Here is an 18,874-nt window from a genome sequence, read left to right as displayed (position 1 = left end):
CCGGGGCAGTTCTCCACAGATTGTGTTGGCAAGCGTGTGGATATCCTGCGTATCGGGCACCTAACTGATTGAGCGCACGGGGTTTTGTGCCGCGTGCGCAGAATCGGGCAGCGCCTGCGCCACCCGTACGTCAATGGCGGTCGAGCCCGCCGCGCAATTCGCTCGCCTTGTCGCGCAGCGCTTCGTAGCCCGAACGCGCATGCTCGGGCAGGTCGGGATCGCCGATCAACGCGCCCAGCGTTTCGATCAGGCTGAACAGAATGCCCTTCGCCGCGCCGACCGCGATGCTCTGCGATTCGATCGACTTGTGCAGGTGGTCGACCGCCGCTTCCAGATTCTCGAGCTTGTGCTCGCCGTCGTCGGGCCGGTTGTCGGTCGTCATCGTCTACCTCCGCCATTGTTCAAGGGTCATGTCACGATTCTATGCCGCCGCGCGCGAACGTGGCGCGACATCGCGCAACGTTCGCGCGGCGCCCCGCTACAGCACCGCGACCACCTTGACGCGGCCCGGCCGCTCCGCCGCCGCGACGACTTGCCCGTCGACCCGGCGGAACGTCAGCGACACGGTTTCGTCGCCGACGCGCAGCGCATCGATCCGCAGCCAGTCGACGCCTTCCGGCAATGCCGGGCGTTCGACGCGCACCTCGTGGCGCGACGCGTCGATGCTCACGCCGAGGCACGCCTGCAGCATCATGAACGGCGCGCCGGCCGCCCACGCCTGCGGCAGGCAGGCCACCGGATACGCGGTCGGCGGTTCGCCGCGTCGGCGCGGGAACCCGCAGAACAGTTCCGGCAGGCGCATCTCGAAGCTCACCGCCGCCTCGAACAGCGCACGCAGCAGGTTCACCGCGGCCGTCTTGTCGCCGTAGCGCGCCAGGCCGCGCGCGATGAGCGCATTGTCGTGCGGCCACACCGAACCGTTGTGATAGGCCATCGGGTTGAAGCGCGGCTGGCCGGCCGCCAGCGTGCGGATGCCCCAGCCCGTCTGGAACAGCGCCGAGCCGAGCACGCCGGCGACCGCCGCGCCGCGCTCGGCGTCGGGCAGCCCGAACGCAAGCAGATGGCCCGCGTTCGATGCGAACACGCGGCACAGCTCGCCATGCCCGTCGAGCGCGATCCCGTAGAAATCGCCTTCCGGCATCCAGAACAGCGCATCGACCTGGTCGCGCAGCGTCTTCGCGCGCAACGCGTAGCGCGTCGCGTCGGCCGCATGGCCGCGCCGGTGCGCGCACGCCGACATCGCGTCGAGCGCCGCGCACGCGTAGGCCTGCACCTCGACGAGCGCGATCGGCCCGTCCGGGAAACGGCCGTCCGCATGGAACACCGAATCGTGGCTGTCCTTCCAGCCCTGGTTCGCGAGGCCGCGCTCCGACGTGCGCTGGTAGTCGAGCAGTCCGTACGGATTGCGGTCGCACTTGTCGATCACCCATTGCACGGCCCGCTCGAGCGCGGGCCACAGCTCGTCGATCAGCGCATCGTCGCCGGTGCGCTCGGCATAGGCGCCCGCGAGCACGATGAACAGCGGTGTCGTATCGACGCCGCCGTAGTACAGCGCGAACGGCACCTCGCCCGTTGCGGCCATCTCGCTGCGGCGGAACTCGTGCATGATCTTGCCGGGCTCCGCGTCGCGGAACGCGGAGGTCTCGCGCGCCTGATGCTCGGCGAGAAAGCGCAGCACGCCGCGCGCGAGCGACGGCTGCAGCCACAGCATCTGCAGCGACGTGATGATCGCGTCGCGGCCGAACGGCGTCGAGAACCACGGAATGCCCGCATACGGGTACGGCCCCGTGTCGAGCTGCGTCGTGAGCAGCCCGAGATCCGCGAGCGAACGATCGAGCCACGCGTCGAACAGCGGATTGCCGGTGTTCACGCGCGCCATCGACTCGCGCCGTGCCCGCATCTCGCGATGCACGCCGACGAGCGCCGTGCGCAGCGCGACGCGGCCGCACCCGGGCCCTTCGCCCTGCGCGGGCCCGAGCGTCGCATCGACGGTCAGGTAGATCGACACGCACGCCTGCGCGGCGATCGTCAGCGTGTAGTCGGCACGATCGACCGACAGCGCGTCGGGCGCCGGCGAAAAATGCACGGTCACGTTGCGCTCCACGCCGTCGAGGCCGTCGTAACGCAGCCGCACCGCGCCCGCGTCGACGCGCGGCGCGCCCACCGTGCCGCGCTTGGGCCGCCGCGTGCCGCGCACTTCGAACATGTCCTTGAAATCGGCCGCGAACGACAGCGACAGCGGCACCTCGGCTTCGCTCGCGCCGTAGTTCGTCAGCGTCAGCGCTTCGTGCAGCACGTCGCCCGCGAGCACGCGCATGCGCTCGATATGGATCACGCCCTCGGGCGTCTCGTGGCCGCCGAGCGGCGGCAGCGGGCGGTTCGTCAGGTGCGCGGTGAACGACGCGTTGTCGGCGCTCGTCGCGCCCGACAGCAGCGACGGCGCGCGGCCGCCGAACGTCAGGCGCCACGTCGACAGCACGCGCATGTCGTCGACGAACAGGCCGTCGTCATGGCCGGCGATGTCGCCGAGCGCGTCGCTGACCACGAACGCGTCGCCGGATTTCAGCACGTACTGGTTGTTGCGCGCGAGGACCTGCGGATCGGCTTCGGGCGCGATGAAAGCGGGACCCGACGCGGTGGCCGGGGGAATCGGCGCGACTTGCGGCGCCTGCGTCGTCGTGGCTTCGGCGTGATTCGGCATCGATGCTCCTGTGTCGAGGCGCAACGCGCGGCGCGCGTCGCGTGTTTCGCACAGGATAGGCCAGAACGGCGAACGTGCGCAGCGACGAAACGGCCGCGGCGCCAGACGACGTTGCTTCGTCGCATGGCGCCGCGGACGGGCACGTCAGTCGCCGGTCAGAATTTCCACAGGATGTTGCCGAGGATCGCGTTGTCGCGCACGCCGCTGCCGTATTGGCCGCTGTACGTGAGGCCGAGCGTCAGGCGCTTCGTGATGTTCGCGTCGATGCCGGCTTCGAGCACCGCGCTGTCGCGAGCAATCGGCACGCCCGATACCTGGAACGACGTGCCGCCGTTCGCGAACGTGAACGCCGACGACGGCCGCACGTTGCCGAACGCATGCCGCCAGCCGACCGTCCCGCGCGCGGTGAACGTGCCGCTCGCGATCGAGCCGAGCTGCGACGCCGCACGCAGGCCGAGCGTCGAGAAGCCGACGTGGGTCGTCTCGCCGCCGGCGCGCAGCGCGGCCGCGCCGCCGGTTTCCGTATAGCCGTCGGTATGCAGGTTCACGTACGCGAGGCTCGCGAACGGTTCGATCGCGACCGGGCCGACCGGCAGCGCGTAGCCGACTTCGCCGAACACCTGCGCCGAATGCGCGTTGTAGCCGGCCGAGTCGTGATCCGAGAAGCCCGCGAAGCCCGGATAGCGGTCGCTGTTGATGCGATACCACGTGTACGACGCGCCGCCGCGCACGCCGAGCGCGCCGTACTGCGCGCCGCCGTACAGCGACAGGTAGTAGCTGTTCACCGCCGCCGACGAACTCTGGTCGTTGTCGAGCGAGCTGTGCGTGACGCCCGCGGCCAGACCCGCACGCCACTTGTCGTTGAACGCCATGTCGGCGCCGGCGATGAAGCCCGTCATGCTGCGGTTGATCGACGATGCGTTGCCGTCGCCGGCGAGCCGGCTGCGGCCGCCGAACGCCTGCCCCCACACGACCGGCTGATAAGGCGTCCCGCCGTAGCACCCGTCGCGCGAACCGATCCGGCGTTCCGGCGGCAGCGTCGGGTCGGCCACGCCGGCCGTGTTGTCGCCGCACAGCGCGGCGCCGCCCGACGACAGCGCCGCGAGCGGGCCCGATCCGGGCGCGAGACCCTGACGGACGCGATCGGTCACCGCGTCGCGCACATAGCGGCTGTCGAGCAGCAGCATGCTCTTCAGGCTCGCCTGCAGTTCGCCGCCGAGCAGCCCGTACGCGCGGCGCGCGGTCGGCGCGTCGGCCGTCAGCACCGTGTCGTACAGCGGATTGCCGGTGCCGAGCGCGGCCACCGCGGTCGCGACCGAGCGCTGGTTCGGCGTGGTGGCGACGTCGGGCAGCGACGTGCCGTTCTGAGCCAGTTGCAGATAGACGTGACCCGGATCGTAGCTGAGGGTCGGCGTGAGGAACGCATAGTTCGCGCTCACCTGGGTGAACGCGCCCTGCACGCCCGACGACGCGCTGAGGATCGTGTACGTCGTGCCCGGCTGATAGGTGCTCTGGTTCGCGAGCACCTGCACGGTGCCGCCATTCAGCGTCGCCGTGCCGCTCGCCGCGAGGCTGCCGCTTTGCTGCGGCGTCGCGGCGACCTGGAACGTCGAACCCGGCTGGAACGTGACGTTGCCGCCTACGTTCAGCGCCGCGCCCGGCTGCGTGGCGGCCGCCGTCGCGCCGCCTTGCACCACGAGGCCGCCGATCGTGCCGGTGCCCGTCAGCGTCGCGCCGTTCTGCACGGTGACGGTCGACTGGCCGAGCGAACCGTTGACGGCGAGCGTGCCCGCGGCGACCGTGGTCGGGCCGCTCAGCGTGTTCGTGCCGGTCAGCGTGAGCTGCCCGCTGCCGGCCTGGGTCAGCGAACCGGTGCCGGACAGCACGCTCGCGATCGTCACGTTGCCCGATTGATTGACGATCAACGCACCGTTGTCGACGACGTCGCCGGCCACGCTGCCCGACGTGCCGCCGTTGCCGAGTTGCAGCGTGCCGCCGGCTGCGATCGTGGTGCCGCCCGTGTACGTGTTGGCGCCGGTCAGCACCTGCGTGCCGCTCGCCACCGTCACGCCGCCCGAGCCGCCGATCGTGCCGCCGAAGGTATTGCTGCCGCTGCCGTTCAGCGCCAGCGCGTTCGCACCGAGATTCACGTTCGTGCCGGCCGCACCCGACAGCGCACCGATCGTTTGCGTGCCGGTCGCGCCGCTCACGTCGAACGTCGCACCCGTGCCCGCGAGATTCACCGCGCCCGTCGATGCGAGGCTGCCGCCCGCGCCGAGCGCGAGCGTGCTGCCGCCGGCGATCGTCGTGCCGCCCGTGTACGTATTCGCACCCGTCAGCGTTTGCGTGCCCGTGCCGGCGAACGTCACGCCGCCCGTCCCGCCGATCGCGCCGCCGAACGTACCGTTGCCGCTGCCGTTCAGCGTCAGCGCATTCGCGCCGAGATTCACGTTCGTGCCGGCCGCGCCGGCCAGCGTGCCGATCGTCTGCGCGGCCGTCGCCCCGCTCACGTCGAACGTCGCCCCAGTGCCCGCGAGGTTCACGGCGCTCCCCGACGCGAGGCTGCCGCCCGCACCGAGGGCGAGTGTGCTGCCGCCGGCGATCGTCGTGCCGCCCGTATACGTGTTGGCCCCCGTCAGCGTTTGCGTGCCCGTGCCGGCGAACGTCACGCCGCCCGTCCCGCCGATCGCACCACCGAACGTACCGTTGCCGCTGCCGTTCAGCGTCAGCGCATTCGCGCCGAGATTCACGTTCGTGCCGGCCGCGCCGGTCAGCGTACCGAACGTCTGCGCGCCCGTCGCGCCGCTCACGTCGAACGTCGCCCCCGTGCCCGCGAGGTTCACGGCGCTCCCCGACACGAGGCTGCCGCCCGCGCCGAGTGCGAGTGTGCTGCCGCCGGCGATCGTCGTGCCGCCCGTGTAGGTGTTCGCCCCCGTCAGCGTTTGGGTGCCCGTGCCGGCGACCGTCAGGCCGCCGGCGCCGCCGATCGTTCCTCCGAACGTACCGTTGGTGGTGCCGTTCAGCGTCAGCGCATTCGTGCCGAGGTTGACGTTCGTGCCGGCCGCGCCGGTCAGCGTGCCGATCGTCTGCGCGCCCGTCGCGCCGCTCACGTCGAACGTCGCACCGGCGCTGGCGAGGTTCACCGCGCCGGTCGAGGCGAGGCTGCCGCCCGCGCCGATCGCCAGCGTGCCGCCGCCGCTGATCGTCGTGCCGCCGGTGTATGTGTTCGCGCCGGTCAGCGTCTGTGTGCCGCTGCCGGCCAGCGTCAGGCCGCCGGTGCCGCCGATCGCGCCGCCGAACGTGTTGCTGCCGTTGCCGCTCAGCGTCAGCCCGTTGCCGCCGAGGTTCACGCTCGTGCCGGCCGCGCCGGTCAGCGTGCCGAGCGTTTGCGAGGCGGTCGCGCCGCTCAAGTCGAACGTCGCCCCCGCGCCCGCGAGGTTCAGCGCACTGCCGGACGCAAGGCTGCCGCCCGCGCCGAGCGCCAGCGTGCTGCCGCCGGCGATCGTCGTGCCGCCCGTGTAGGTGTTCGCGCCGGACAGCGTCTGCGTGCCGGTACCCGACAACGTGAGGCTGCCCGTGCCGCCGATCACCCCACCGAACGCGCCGCTCGCCGTGCCGCCGAGCGTCAGTGCGTTGGCTCCGAGGTTCACGTTCGTTCCCGCGACGCCCGACAGCGCGCCGAGCGTCTGCCCGCCTGTCGCACCGCTCAGATCCAGCGCCGCGCCGGCACCGGCGAGATTCATCGTGCCCGTCGGCGCGAGGCTGCCGCCCGCGCCGAGTGCCAGCGTCCCCGCATTGACCGTCGTGCCGCCCGTATAGGTGTTCGCGCCGGTCAGCGTCGTGGTCGCCGCGCCGTTCTTCACGAGGCCGCCGCTTCCGTTGATCGCGCCGGTCAGCCCGAGATCGTTGCTGCCGCCAAGCGTCAGCGTCGAGCCGGTCGCGAGATTGACCGCATTGCCGACCGACAAGGCCGCATTCGTATCGAGCGTGGCCGCGCCGCCGACGGTCAGCGCGCCGGAACCCAGCGCTCCGCTGTTGCCGAGCACGAGGCTGCCGCTATTGAGGTTCGTGCCGCCGCTGTAGATATTGACGCCGTTCAGCGTCTGCGTGCCGGTGCCCGACAACGTGAGGCTGCCCGTGCCGCCGATCACCCCGCTAAACGTGCCGCTCGCCGTGCCCCCGAGCGTCAGTGCATTGGCGCCGAGGTTGACGTTCGCTCCCGAGACACCCGACAGCGCGCCCAGCGTCTGCCCGCCTGTCGCACTGCTCAGATCCAGCGTCGTGCCGGCGCCCGCGAGATTCATCGCGCCGGTCGATGCAAGACTGCCGCCCGCGCCGATCGCCAACGTGCCCGCGTTGATCGTCGTGCCGCCCGTGTACGTGTTCGTGCCGGTCAGCGTCGTGGTCGCCGCGCCGTCCTTCACGAGGCTGCCCGTGCCGGCAATCGCGCCACCGAGCGTAAGACTGTTGCTGCCGCCGAGCGTCAGCGCGGCGCCCGTGCCCAGATTGATCGCATTGCCGACCGACAAGGCTGCATTCGTATCGAGCGTGGCCGCGCCGCCGACGTTCAGCGCGCCGGCGCCCAGCGCCCCGCCGTTGCCGAGCACGAGACCGCCGCTATTGAGGTTCGTGCCGCCGCTGTAGGTATTGGCGCCGTTCAGCGTCTGCGTGCCCGTACCCGACAACGTGAGACTGCCGGTACCGCCGATCACCCCGCCGAACGTGCCGCTCGCCGTGCCGCCGAGCGTCAGCGCGTTGGCGCCGAGGTTCACGTTCGTTCCCGCGACGCCCGACAGCGCGCCGAGCGTCTGCCCGCCCGTCGCACCGCTCAGATCCAGCGTCGCGCCGGCGCCCGCCAGATTCATCGCGCCGGTCGATGCAAGGCTGCCGCCCGCGCCGAGCGCCAACGTGCCCGCGTTGATCGTCGTGCCGCCCGTGTACGTGTTCGTGCCGGTCAGCGTCGTCGTCGCGGCGCCGTCCTTCACGAGGCTGCCCGCGCCGGCAATCGTGCCCCCCAGCGTAAGGCTGTTGCTGCCGCCCAGTGTGAGTGCGGCGCTCGCGTCGAGATTGATCGCATTGCCGACCGACAGGTTCGTGGTCGTATCGAGCGTCGCCGCGCCGCCGACGGTCAGCGCGCCGGTGCCGAGCGCCGAGGCGTTGCCGAGCACGAGTCCGCCGGCGTTCAGCGTCGTGCCGCCCGCATAGTTGTTCGCGCCCGACAGCGTGAGCGCCGCCGCGCCGTTCTTCACGAGACCGCCGCCGCCGGAAATCGCGCCGCCGAGGCCGAGATCGGTGCTGCCGCCGACCGTCAGCGTCGTGCCCGTCGCGATGTTGACGCCGTTCGCGAGCGACACGTTGGCAGTCGCATCGAGCGTCGACGAACCGTTGACATTCACCGCACCGAGGCCGAGCGACGTATTGCTGCCGACGACGAGGTTGCCGCCGTTCAGGTTGGTGCCGCCCGTGTACGTGTTCGCGCCCGTCAGCGATTGCGTGCCGGTACCCGACAGCGTCACGCTGCCCGAACCGCCGATCGTGCCGGCATAGGTGGCATTGATGCTGCCGCCGAGCGTCAGCGAATTGGCGCCGAGGTTCACGCTCGTTCCCGCGACACCCGACAGCGCGCCGAGCGTCTGCCCGCCCGTCGCACTGCCCAGATCCAGCGTCGCGCCGGCGCCGGCAAGGTTCATCGTACCCGTCGACGCGAGGCTGCCGCCCGCGCCGAGCGCAAGTGTGCCCGCGTTGATCGTCGTGCCGCCCGTGTACGTGTTCGTGCCGGTCAGCGTCGTGGTCGCCGCGCCGTTCTTCACGAGGCCGCCGCTTCCGCCGATCGCGCCGGTCAGCCCGAGATCGTTGCTGCCGCCGAGCGTCAGCGTCGAGCCGGTCGCGAGATTGACCGTGTTGCCGAGCGTCACGTTCGCGCTCGTGTCGAGCGATGCCGACGCGTTGACGTTCAGCGCGCCGGTGCCGAGCGACGAATTGTTGCCAACCACCAGGCCGCCGCCATTCAGGTTCGTGCCGCCCGTGTAGCCGTTCGCGCCGGACAGCGTCAGCGTGCCGCCATCGTTCTTCGTCAGCGCGCCGCCGCCCGACACCGTGCCGGACAGCGTCAGCCCGGTCGCGCCCTGCACCGTCAGGCCGCCCGCGCCGAGCGACACGTTGTTGGACACGTCGAGCCCCGCCGTGCCCGCCTGCAACGCACCGCCGTTGCCCGTGACGGTCCCGGTGCCGAGCGACGCGTTGTCGTTGATGATCGCCACGCCGCCCGTCAGCGTCGCGTCCTGCGCGGTGGACGCGCCGTTGATGGTCCAGTTGCCGCTCGTGACGTCGAGGTGATTGAAGTTGATGTAGTTGTTGACCGCGATCGTGCCGTTCGCCGCGGCGCCCTGCTGCAGGTTGAGCGTATTGTTGCCGCCCGCGCCGCCGTCGACGACGCCGGTTGCCGCCACGCCGAGCGTGACCGGGCCGATCGTGATGTTGAACGCGCCGCCGGTGCCGCCGGCCGTGTTGACCGACGAGCCCGTCACGGCATTGAACGTGTTCGTGCTGTTCGCCCCCATCGACACGCCGCCGTTGATCGTGCCCGAGTTGGTGAACGTATTGCCCTGCCCCGGCGTGCCGTTCGAACCGAGCGACACGCGGCCGGTGATCGTCCCGCTGTTCGTCATGTTGACCGTGCCGCCGCCGTACGCGGCGACCACCGGCGCATCGGCGCCGACGAGGGTCGCGCCGGGCAGTGGGGACGAGCCGATCGTGCCGGTGTTGTTGATCGTCGACGTGCCGCCCGTGCCGTTCTGGACCGACAGCGCCATGCCGGTCACGCCGCTGATCGCGACGCCGGTCGAGCCGTTCATCGTGCCGTTGTTGGTCACGGTCGTGGTGCTCGCCGCCGCGTTGCCGACCACCGCGCCGCTCGACAGCACGCCGAGCCCCGAGCCGAGCACGGACGGGTCGATCGTGCCGTTGTTGGTCAGCGTGACGTTACTGCCGGTCAACGACATCGCCGTGCCGCCGACCCCGAGCAGCACACCGACGCTTGCACCGGGGTTGACCGTCGCATTCAGGTTGTTGGCGCTGTTCGAATAACTGGGCGCCAGCGGGTTCGCGACGCCGGAGCAGGTCACCGTCGTGCCCGCGGTGCTGCAGGTCGCCTGGGCGGGAACGATGCCCGCGCCCGACAGCGCCAGAAACACGCCCGTGGGCAGCAATAGTCTCGGAAACGGCTCACTCGTTTTTCTCGAACGGGCAGGATTCATGCTTTCCCTCTTTATTGATTTCGGTTTTTGGTATGGGTATTGCGGCCGCACTGGACGGCACGCAGCAGAAAATCGCGGATAAAAGCGTCCTCCCCGGCAATCGCGATGCGCTGTCGGTTTATTCGTGATGATTTTTTTGATCGGCCCGGAAATGCGGATGCGGAACTAGTCGAATGACATGGTGACGGCCCCTGTTTTTGCAGCGACTTTCTGGTTGATTTGATTACTGCCCGCTTTCGTCAGACTAGGCTATATCAAACTAAAACTGTTTTCCAGTCGATATTTTCCCGTCGGATCAACGGCCGACGGTTATGTAGTTTTTTTACTTTCTGACAGATGCGCAGCAATAACATGCAACGCGCTCTTCACCGGCTTTTCTTGATTTTTCGCAAAGACAACGATTGTTCCGCATCGGTGAAAACACCGATATATCGCCCCGATTCAATACACGCGGATTTTTGCAGTGCAATACTTTTACCGCGACGAATGATCCATGCAGATAATCAACATCCGCTTAATAAATCGATCTGACCTCGATTATGGAACTGTCGGCGATACTGTTTTGATTTCTGTCCGCTCAAGACATCTGAAACGAGAATCGCTATTATTTATTCAGTGCTATGACACCCGCGCGGCCGGCGCGGACGACAGAAAACCGGAAAAAGCAACGAAACCACCCGCACCGGAAGCGCGCGCTTCCGGGCCGCCCCGTCACGAAAACAGGCGCATCAGATAAAGCATCGGCCGAAACGAAACCGGCCGCGCGTCGGGATTCACCCACAATCGCACCGCATACACAGCGTAGGCCGGCACCTCGCGCCAGCTCGAATAGAGATCGCGCCACTGGAAGCGGCGCGGATACGCGGCGGAGATGTTCGACCGCGCAATGCCGACGCGCTCGAACGCGAGGCGCGCCCGCGCGAGGTGGTAATACTGGCTGACGATCAGCACGCGCGACAGGCGATGCGCGCGCAGGTAGGCAAGCGTGTGCTGCGCGGTCGCGAGCGTGTTGTCGCCCTGATCGTCGACGGCGATCCGGTCCGCCGGCACGCCGCGCGCGACGAGGTAGTCGCGCATGGCCGTCGCCTCGTTCAGCCCGGGCCCGTCGATCGCGCCGCTGACCAGAAACACCGGGCACTGCCCCGCGCGGTAACAACGCACGCCGACATCGAGCCGGGCCGCGAGCACGGGCTTCGGCGCGCCGGTTTCGTCGAGCGCGTTGCCGAAGATCACGGCGACGTCCGCCGGGTCGCCCGGCATCCGCATGCCGTGGACGACGATCGCGGCCGCCGCCGCGCCCCAGACGCACGCGACGACGGCCAGCACGCGGCCGGCCCGGGCCGCGAAGCCCCGTTTGGTTCGATATTTCAAGGTATTCGGTCTCTCAGGTGTCGCCGGGGGCGTCTGCCGGCCCGGCCCCGAACGGGCGCGTCACGCTAGCACGGCGCGCCCGCGCCTGTCCATGCGATGGGCCGATGCCGGCCGAGCGGGCCGGCCACTGGAAGATCGAAAGAATGTGAGGGCGTGCGCCCGGCCGCGGCCGACAGCACCGCCCGGCTCAATCCGCCGGGCACATCGCGAGCCGCCCCATCGCCTCGCCGGCGCCGCGCACCGCGCAGGTGGACGGCTCGTCGGCGATCCGCGCGACCAGCCCGGTCTCGTCGTACAGCAGGCGTTCGAGCTCGGCGAGCAGCGCGCCGCCGCCCGTGAGCACCGCGCCGCGATTCGCGATATCGGTCACGAGTTCGGCCGGCGCGTTTTCCAGCACCGACTTCACCGCGCCGATCACCTGCTTGAGCGGTGCGGCCAGCGCATCCGCGACGTCGTGGTTGGACAGCTCGACCGAGCGCGGCAGGCCGTCGCCGATGCCGCGGCCGACGGCGCGGGTCGACGTGCGCGGCACCGCGCTCGTGGCCGAGCCGATCGTCTTCTTCACGTGCTCGGCCGTCTGTTCGCCGAGCAGCACGCCGTACAGGTTGCGGACATGGTTGACGATCGCCGCGTCGAACTGGCTGCCGCCGACGCGGATCGCCTCGCGGTACACGATGCCGCCGAGCGCGATGACCGCGACTTCGGTCGTCCCGCCGCCGATGTCGATGACCATCGAGCCGACCGGCTCGGTCACCGGCAAACCGGCGCCGAGCCCGGCCGCCAGCGGCTCCTCGATCAGTTCGACCTCCGATACGCCGGCCGCGAACGCGGCCTCGCGGATTGCGCGGCGCTCGACGGCCGTCGCGTCGGACGGCACGCACAGCGTGACCTCGACGCGGCGGCCGAAGCGCGAGCGGGTGCGCGACATGTCGATGAAGCTGCGGATCATCTGCTCGGCTGCGTGCGCGTCCGCTATCACGCCGTGCCGCATGGGCCGCACGGCTTCGAGATGCCCGGGTTCGCGGCCGAGCAACGCCTTCGCGAGCTCGCCGACGGCCTCGAGGGTGGGCCGAGCGTCGCTCGCGCCGCCCTTGCGGAAGCAGACGACCGACGGCTGGTTCAGCACCACGCCGCGTTCGTGCGTATAGATTCGCGTACTCGCCGTTCCCGGGTCGATCGCAACGGGTTGCGCAAACAACTTTCCGAACAGCGGTGTCGACATATCAAACCTTTGTGAAGGAGCGGGCCGGGACAGCCGCGCCGCACTTTTTCGCCGCGCGTGCATGCCGCCCCATCACGAGCTTAGCGGCAAATCGTTCCGATACTTTAGCCAATTCCAATGATTTTTTCGCGACGAAATTGCCGAAAACGGCGTCCCGCGCACGTCCGGCTACGCAACAGCCGCTCGCATCGGGCCTGTAAAACACGGTAATCTCTCGGTCTTGCCTGTTCCCGGCAGGCCTCCGACGCACGATCACGCCAGGTATGTTCACCATGACAGCGACCGTTTCCTTCCGCTGGGCGCCGCTGCGCCCGCTCTGCACGACGCTCGTTGCCTTCTGGTGCTGCGCGGTTGCCGCGCAACCGCTGCCGGCCGCCGAATCCGCCGCCGCCCCGACCATTGCGGCCGCAGCCAACCCCGCGGCTGCCGCCGCACCCGCCGCCGCGGCGCACACCTGCGCGGCCGACGGCGGCCCGGCCGGCCGCCCGTCGATCGGCCTCGTGCTGTCCGGCGGCGGCGCGCGCGGCTACGCACACCTCGGGGTCCTGAAAGTCCTGGAGGACAACCGGATCCCGATCGACTGCATCGCGGGCACCAGCATGGGCGCCGTGGTCGGCGGCCTGTACGCGAGCGGGATGGCGGCCGACGAGATGCAGAAGCGGCTGTCGGAGGTCAACCTGGCCGATATCGCGTTCGACGTGACGGACCGCGCGGACCTGCCGCAAACCAGCCGGGAAGACGAACGCCTGTACATCAACGGGCTGACGCTCGGCTTCGGCAAGAAAGGCGTCAAGGCGCCGGTCGGCCTCGTTCAGGGCAACCGGCTGCAGGCGCTGCTCGCGAACTGGACGGCCGCCGTGCCGACCAACCAGCCGTTCGACCACCTGCCCATTCCGTATCGCGCGGTCGCGACCGACCTGCAGACCGGCCAGATGGTCGTGCTCGACCACGGCTCGCTGCCGCTCGCGATTCGCGCGAGCATGGCGATGCCGGGCCTGTTCGCGCCGGCCGAGATCAACGGGCGCGCGCTCGTGGACGGCGGGCTCGTCAGCAACCTGCCCGTCGACACCGCGCGGCAGATGGGCGCGAACATCGTGATCGCCGTCGACATCGGCTCGCCGCTGCGCCCGCTCGATGCACTCGCGTCGCCCGCCGACGTGATGCAGCAGATGGTCGGTATCCTGATCCGCCAGAACGTGACCGCGCAGCGCAAGCAGCTCGACGCGCACGACGTGCTGCTCACGCCGGACCTCGGCTCGCTCGCGTTCACCGATTTCCAGAACGCGAAGCAGGCGATCGCCGCCGGCGAGATCGCCGCGACCGCGGCGCTGCCGAAGCTGCGGCGTTTCGCGCTCACGCCGGAACAGTACGCGGCCTACCGGTCCGCGCACGCGCAGCCGCTGCCGCCGCCGATCCGGATCACGCGCATCGACATCAAGACCAGCGGCGGCGTGCCCAAGCGCGTCGTCAGTAACGCGCTGCACGTGAAACCCGGCGACATCTACGATCCGAAGACCGTCAGCCAGGATCTGCTCGGGCTCACGACGGGCGGCAACTTCGAGAGCGTCACGCAGCAGATCGTGAGCCGCGGCGACGACAACGTGCTCGAGATCGACGCGCGCGAGAAGTACTGGGGGCCCAACTTCCTGCTGTTCGGGCTCGGCATGTCGAGTAGTTCGACCGACGAAGGCGGCTTCCGCCTGCACGTCGGCTACCGGCGGCCGTGGCTCACGGAATCGGGGCTCGAATTCCGCGCGGACACGACGATCGGCAGCGACCTGCAATCCGCGCGCATCGAGTTCCGCCAGCCGCTGTCGATGGCATACGGCGTCTATCTGTCGCCGTACGCGGAATACCAGCGCCGCTACGCGAACCTGTACGACGACACCGGCGACGTGAAGATCACGCAGTACCTGATGCAGACGGCGCGCGCCGGACTCGATCTCGGTTTGCCGATCGGGCGGCTCGGCGATTTCCGGATGGGCGTCGGTTACGTGACCGGGCACGGCTCGCCGACCTACAACCTGCCGTTCGACGACGGCAGCGGCCAGGCGCTGCTGTGGCCGAGCTTCACGTCGCAGGCGCTGATCGCGCGCGCCCGGCTCGTGATCGACCAGCTCGACGATCCGCTGTTCCCGCGCAAGGGCTATTTCACCGAGCTGCGCGTCGAACGCTCGCTGGTGTCGCGCAACGGCGGCTCGGCGCAGGAATTCTCCGACGGGATCAACAACGCACCCTATACCGAGATCTACGGCAAGGCGATGATCGCGCAACAGTTCGGCCGGCACAGCGTCAGCGCGACGATCGAGGGCGGCAAGAGCATCGGCGGCACCAACCTGATCAACGCGTTCAACTTCACGCTCGGCGGCTTCCAGCATCTGTCCGCGTACGCGGCCGACCAACTGAACGGCAACGAGCTCGCGTACGGGCAGGTCACGTACATGAACCAGTTGATGACGTTCAACGCGTCGCCGGTCAAGGCGCTGTCGGTGGGCGCCAGCGCGGAAGTCGGCAACGTGTGGTCGAGCGGCCAGCAGATCGGCGGCGGCGCGCTCAAGCAGAGCTATACGTTCTTCACGAGCCTGTCGACCGCGTTCGGGCCCGTCTATATCGGCGTCGCGCTCGCCCCCGGCGGCCGACGCAACTTCTACCTGCAGCTTGGCCGCACTTATTGAGCATGCGCGGATGCCGCTGCGGCGGTATCCGCGGCGCCGTCTCGACGGCGGCCATCGACTTCACGGATGCCGCGGATCGGCCTTGCGGCGTGGCGCTAGACCGGCCAGCTGATCTCGAACCGCGCGCCGCCGAGTTCGACCGGATCGACGACCGCGATGCGGCCGTTGTGCGCATGGAGCACCTGTCGCGTGATCGACAGGCCGAGCCCGTAGCCGCCGGTACGGCGGTCCAGGCGCACGAATGCGTCGAAGATCCGTTCGCGCTCGCTCTCGGGCACGCCGGGGCCGTCGTCCTCGACGAAGATCCCGATGTTGCCGTGCACGAGCGAGATCCCGACGACGATCCGCGATTGCGCGTACTTGCTCGCGTTGCGCAGCAGGTTGCGCATCGCATACGACATCAGCCGCCGGTCCATCTTCACGCGCAGATCCGACCCGATCGCGATGCGCGACTCGATCGCACGGTCCGGATACAGCAGTTGCGCGTCGCTCACCTGATGCTCGAACCACGCGACCGGCGCGGTCATCTCGAGGTTCGACTGCAGCGAGCTGTATTCGAGCCGTGCATACGTGAGGCTCATGTCGATCAGCTCCTCAAGCTCGGTCACGTCCTGCGCGATGCTCTCGAGCGCGCCCTGGTATTCGGCCGCCGAACCCGGTTCGCGCAGCATTTCGAGCGCGAAGCGCACGCGCGCGAGCGGCGTGCGCAGTTCGTGCGAGATCCCGTTCGTCAGGTCGCGCTGCGCGGCGATCAGCCGCTCCATGCGCATCGCGAGCGCATTGAGCGTGCGCGCGAGCGGGCCGATGATCACGCTGTGCGATTCGCGCGCACGCGTGTTGAAGCGGCCGCCGGTGAAGTCGATCGCCCGCTCGCGCACCATCACGAGATCCGACCAGACCGGCCGCATCCACCGATACGCGGCGAGCGCCGGCGCGGTGAACACGAACGCGAGCACGATCCAGATATCGCCCGGCAGCGAATCGAACGCATGCCACACGACCTCCGGCGACAATTCGACGCACAGCGCGAGTGCGGGCACCAGCGCGGTCAGCAGGACGAGGCCGAGCAGATGCAGGTAGGTGCGCAGGTACAGGCGCGACCAGCTCGGAATGCGGTCGGCGCGCGTGTCGGTCCACGCGCGGCGGAAGTGCAGCCAGCGCCATTTGACGTAGCGCAGCGTCGGCAGCGGCGGTGCATCGGGGTGCGAACGGGTTCGTCGGATCATCGCGGCTCCCGGCCGGCGGCCGGCATGCCCGCGCGGAACGTGGCGGCGTCGCGCGAAGGCGGCCTCATTCCCACGCGTGCTTGCTGAATTGATAACCCTTGCTGCGGATCGTCTTGATCCGCTGCGGGTTGCTCGCGTCGTCGCGCAGCTTGCGGCGCAGCTTCGAGATACGCCCGTCGATCGTGCGGTCGAGGCCGTCGAATTCGACACCGCGCAACTGCAGCATCAGATCGTCGCGGCTGACGACTTCGCCCGCGTGACACACGAGCGCCCACAGCAGGTCGAATTCGGCCGACGTCAGATCGGGCGTGCTGCCGTCGGGCAGCACGACGGTGCGGTCGGTGCGGTCGATCGAGAACTTCCCGAACGCGTAGCGCTCCGGCTGCGGCGCGGTGCCTTCGGCCACGCGCGCGGGCGCGCGGCGCAGTTGCGCCTTGATCCGCGCGAGCAGGATGCGCGGCTCGACCGGCTTGTGCACGTAGTCGTCCGCGCCGAATTCGAGGCCGAGCAGCTCGTCGAACGGCTCGTCGCGCGCCGTCACCATGATGATCACGCCGTCGTACTGCTTGCGGGCCTCGCGGCAGATTTCGAAGCCGTCCTTGCCGGGCAGATTCACGTCGAGGATGACGAGATCGGGACGAATGGACAGGATCGCCGGCACCGCGGCGTCACCATGCAGCACAGTGTCGACTTCATAGTCGTTCTTGCGCAGGTAGCCGGCGATCAGCGTGGACAGACGGGTGTCGTCTTCGACGAGCAGGATGCGAAAAGACATGGGCAGCGGTCGGGTCATCGGGGAAGCTGCGGCGGCGCCGGCCGGTGCCGGACGCCGGCCATCGGCCGAAACGTACCGCATGATACTGCGCCCGCCGCTTGCCTGTTTGGCTGTCTCGAAAATAAGGGCAGGATTCTGGCCGCGCTTGACGAATCGGCGCCGGGACGGTTCCATACGGGCTCGCCGGAATCCCGGCCCTGCTTCCATCCTGCCTGACGCGATGAATTACCAGACGATTCTTGAACGCATCCACACCGAACTCGCCCCCTGGATCGGCCAGGGACGGGTGGCCGACTACATCCCCGAACTCGCGAAAGTACCCGCCGACAAGTTCGGGATGGCGGTCGTGACGCTCGACGGAAACGTTTACACGGTCGGCGATGCGCACGAGCGCTTCTCGATCCAGAGCATCTCGAAGCTGTTCGCGTGCACGCTCGCGTTCCAGTTGCTGGGCGACGCGCTGTGGGAACGGGTCGGCCGCGAGCCGTCCGGCACCGCGTTCAATTCGCTGGTTCAGCTCGAAAGCGAACGCGGCAAGCCGCGCAATCCGTTCATCAATGCGGGCGCGCTGGTCGTCACCGACGTGCTGTGCCGCCGCTTCGTGAAGGCCGAGACGGCGCTCGTCGAATTCGTGCGGCGGCTGATCGGCGCGAACGACATCGACTACGACTCGCGCGTCGCGACATCGGAGTTGCAGCACGCGGAGCGCAACCGCGCGATGGCGCACTTCATGGCGAGCTTCGGCAACATGCAGATGCCGCCCGATACGGTGATCGACGCGTATTGCCGGCAGTGTGCGATCGAGATGAACTGCGTCGAGCTCGCCAGCGCCGCGCTGTTTCTTGCGAACGGCGGCGTCGCGCCGGCGACCGGCGAGCGGATCGTCGATTCGAGTTCCGCGAAGCGGCTGTCGGCGCTGATGCTGACCTGCGGCACCTATGACGCGGCCGGCGATTTCGTGTATCGCGTCGGGCTGCCGGCGAAAAGCGGCGTCGGCGGCGGGATCGTCGCGGTGCTGCCCGGGGAGATGGCGGTGTGCGTGTGGGCGCCGGGGCTGGATGCGAACGGGAATTCGTTGGCGGGGACCAGGGCTTTGGAATGGTTGACTACGTATTCGGGGCGGTCGATTTTTTGAAGCGTCGAAGTCAAGCGTGCCTCATGTGGCGCGACGGCGGCAGATTCATATCGGCGCGAGCTAGAGCGTTTAACGGGGAATTCGGCCATCGGCAGCGAACGCCGCGCGTCTTCAGGTCATTGAACACCTTCATCCAGAACTTGGCACCCTCTGTGTTCTCGATCCAGAGGCCCAGAATGTCACGGGTGCCGTCGGGCAGCACGCCCAGCGCCAGGTACACCGCCTTGTTGCGCACGACGGCGTCTTCGCGAATCTTGACTCGAAGGGCGTCGAAGCCGGCGAAGCGCCGTTCGTGCTTGGGTATCAGGATGGGTTCGAAGCTGCCGTCGCGGTCGCGAGGCACCTCGATGCGAATCGGGCCGTCTTCGGTCAGGACCGTCTTGGCGCCCCGTCCGTTGCGCTGATTCGTGGCGTTGGCCGGCTTGGCCGCACCGGAGGGAGGTATCCGGAATTTAGTGTGTGAGGCGGGTTGAGATTCAGACTCCAATGTTGAATCGTTCTGGGTAAAGCAGT

9 protein-coding genes and 1 pseudogene are annotated in these 18,874 nt (G+C 68.9%); 2 read left to right on the top strand and 8 right to left on the bottom strand.

Annotated features, from left to right (window positions below; genetic code table 11):
• Window positions 1-130: 130 nt before the first annotated feature.
• From C5F75_RS19085 to mreB, 5 genes are all read right to left on the bottom strand, one after another.
• Window positions 131-382: a hypothetical protein gene (locus C5F75_RS19085; protein ID WP_006482135.1), complete on the bottom strand. Its 252-nt coding sequence runs from the start codon at window positions 380-382 to the stop codon at window positions 131-133.
• Between the two features lie 96 nt (window positions 383-478).
• Entirely contained in the window at window positions 479-2,701 is a 2,223-nt protein-coding gene (locus tag C5F75_RS19080; protein WP_059584565.1) for an amylo-alpha-1,6-glucosidase, read from the bottom strand.
• A 155-nt stretch (window positions 2,702-2,856) separates the two neighbouring features.
• Window positions 2,857-9,957: an autotransporter-associated beta strand repeat-containing protein gene (locus C5F75_RS19075; protein WP_104012597.1), complete on the bottom strand. Its 7,101-nt coding sequence runs from the start codon at window positions 9,955-9,957 to the stop codon at window positions 2,857-2,859.
• Window positions 9,958-10,668: 711 nt separating this feature from the next.
• Complete coding sequence (locus C5F75_RS19065) at window positions 10,669-11,328, bottom strand: YdcF family protein (protein ID WP_059584562.1); 660 nt, start codon at window positions 11,326-11,328, stop codon at window positions 10,669-10,671.
• A 187-nt stretch (window positions 11,329-11,515) separates the two neighbouring features.
• Window positions 11,516-12,550, bottom strand: a complete 1,035-nt coding sequence (gene mreB, locus C5F75_RS19060; protein ID WP_059584560.1) for a rod shape-determining protein — start codon at window positions 12,548-12,550, stop codon at window positions 11,516-11,518.
• A 272-nt stretch (window positions 12,551-12,822) separates the two neighbouring features.
• Here mreB and C5F75_RS19055 point away from each other — a divergent pair, with 272 nt between their 5' ends.
• The gene (locus C5F75_RS19055; protein WP_059585097.1) at window positions 12,823-15,225 is read left to right on the top strand and encodes a patatin-like phospholipase family protein; all 2,403 of its coding nucleotides are present in this window, start codon (window positions 12,823-12,825) and stop codon (window positions 15,223-15,225) included.
• 95 nt (window positions 15,226-15,320) lie between these two features.
• Here the strand turns inward: C5F75_RS19055 and C5F75_RS19050 are convergent, their stop codons facing one another.
• Complete coding sequence (locus C5F75_RS19050) at window positions 15,321-16,451, bottom strand: ATP-binding protein (protein WP_104012596.1); 1,131 nt, start codon at window positions 16,449-16,451, stop codon at window positions 15,321-15,323.
• A 64-nt stretch (window positions 16,452-16,515) separates the two neighbouring features.
• Window positions 16,516-17,226, bottom strand: a complete 711-nt coding sequence (locus tag C5F75_RS19045; protein ID WP_059584557.1) for a response regulator — start codon at window positions 17,224-17,226, stop codon at window positions 16,516-16,518.
• Window positions 17,227-17,446: 220 nt separating this feature from the next.
• Here C5F75_RS19045 and C5F75_RS19040 point away from each other — a divergent pair, with 220 nt between their 5' ends.
• On the top strand, window positions 17,447-18,361 hold the full coding sequence (locus C5F75_RS19040) for a glutaminase (RefSeq protein ID WP_059584555.1): 915 nt from the start codon (window positions 17,447-17,449) through the stop codon (window positions 18,359-18,361).
• Between the two features lie 97 nt (window positions 18,362-18,458).
• Here the strand turns inward: C5F75_RS19040 and C5F75_RS19035 are convergent.
• Window positions 18,459-18,800, bottom strand: a pseudogene (locus C5F75_RS19035) (transposase); the annotation flags it as partial.
• Window positions 18,801-18,874 lie beyond the last annotated feature (74 nt).

The organism is Burkholderia anthinoferrum (genome assembly GCF_002925705.1).
In the GTDB taxonomy this organism is placed as follows: domain Bacteria; phylum Pseudomonadota; class Gammaproteobacteria; order Burkholderiales; family Burkholderiaceae; genus Burkholderia; species Burkholderia semiarida.
The sequence above is the reverse complement of the archived record's forward strand: the minus strand, read 5'-3'. Positions and strand labels throughout refer to the sequence as shown.

Bases quoted from the DNA above. Each gene is read 5' to 3' on its own strand.
- C5F75_RS19055 (WP_059585097.1), top strand. From the start codon at position 12,823: ATGACAGCGACCGTTTCCTTCCGCTGGGCGCCGCTGCGCCCGCTCTGC.
- C5F75_RS19040 (WP_059584555.1), top strand. From the start codon at position 17,447: ATGAATTACCAGACGATTCTTGAACGCATCCACACCGAACTCGCCCCC.
- C5F75_RS19050 (WP_104012596.1), bottom strand. From the start codon at position 16,451: ATGATCCGACGAACCCGTTCGCACCCCGATGCACCGCCGCTGCCGACG.
- C5F75_RS19085 (WP_006482135.1), bottom strand. From the start codon at position 382: ATGACGACCGACAACCGGCCCGACGACGGCGAGCACAAGCTCGAGAAT.
- C5F75_RS19075 (WP_104012597.1), bottom strand. From the start codon at position 9,957: ATGAATCCTGCCCGTTCGAGAAAAACGAGTGAGCCGTTTCCGAGACTA.
- C5F75_RS19080 (WP_059584565.1), bottom strand. From the start codon at position 2,701: ATGCCGAATCACGCCGAAGCCACGACGACGCAGGCGCCGCAAGTCGCG.
- mreB (WP_059584560.1), bottom strand. From the start codon at position 12,550: ATGTCGACACCGCTGTTCGGAAAGTTGTTTGCGCAACCCGTTGCGATC.
- C5F75_RS19045 (WP_059584557.1), bottom strand. From the start codon at position 17,226: ATGTCTTTTCGCATCCTGCTCGTCGAAGACGACACCCGTCTGTCCACG.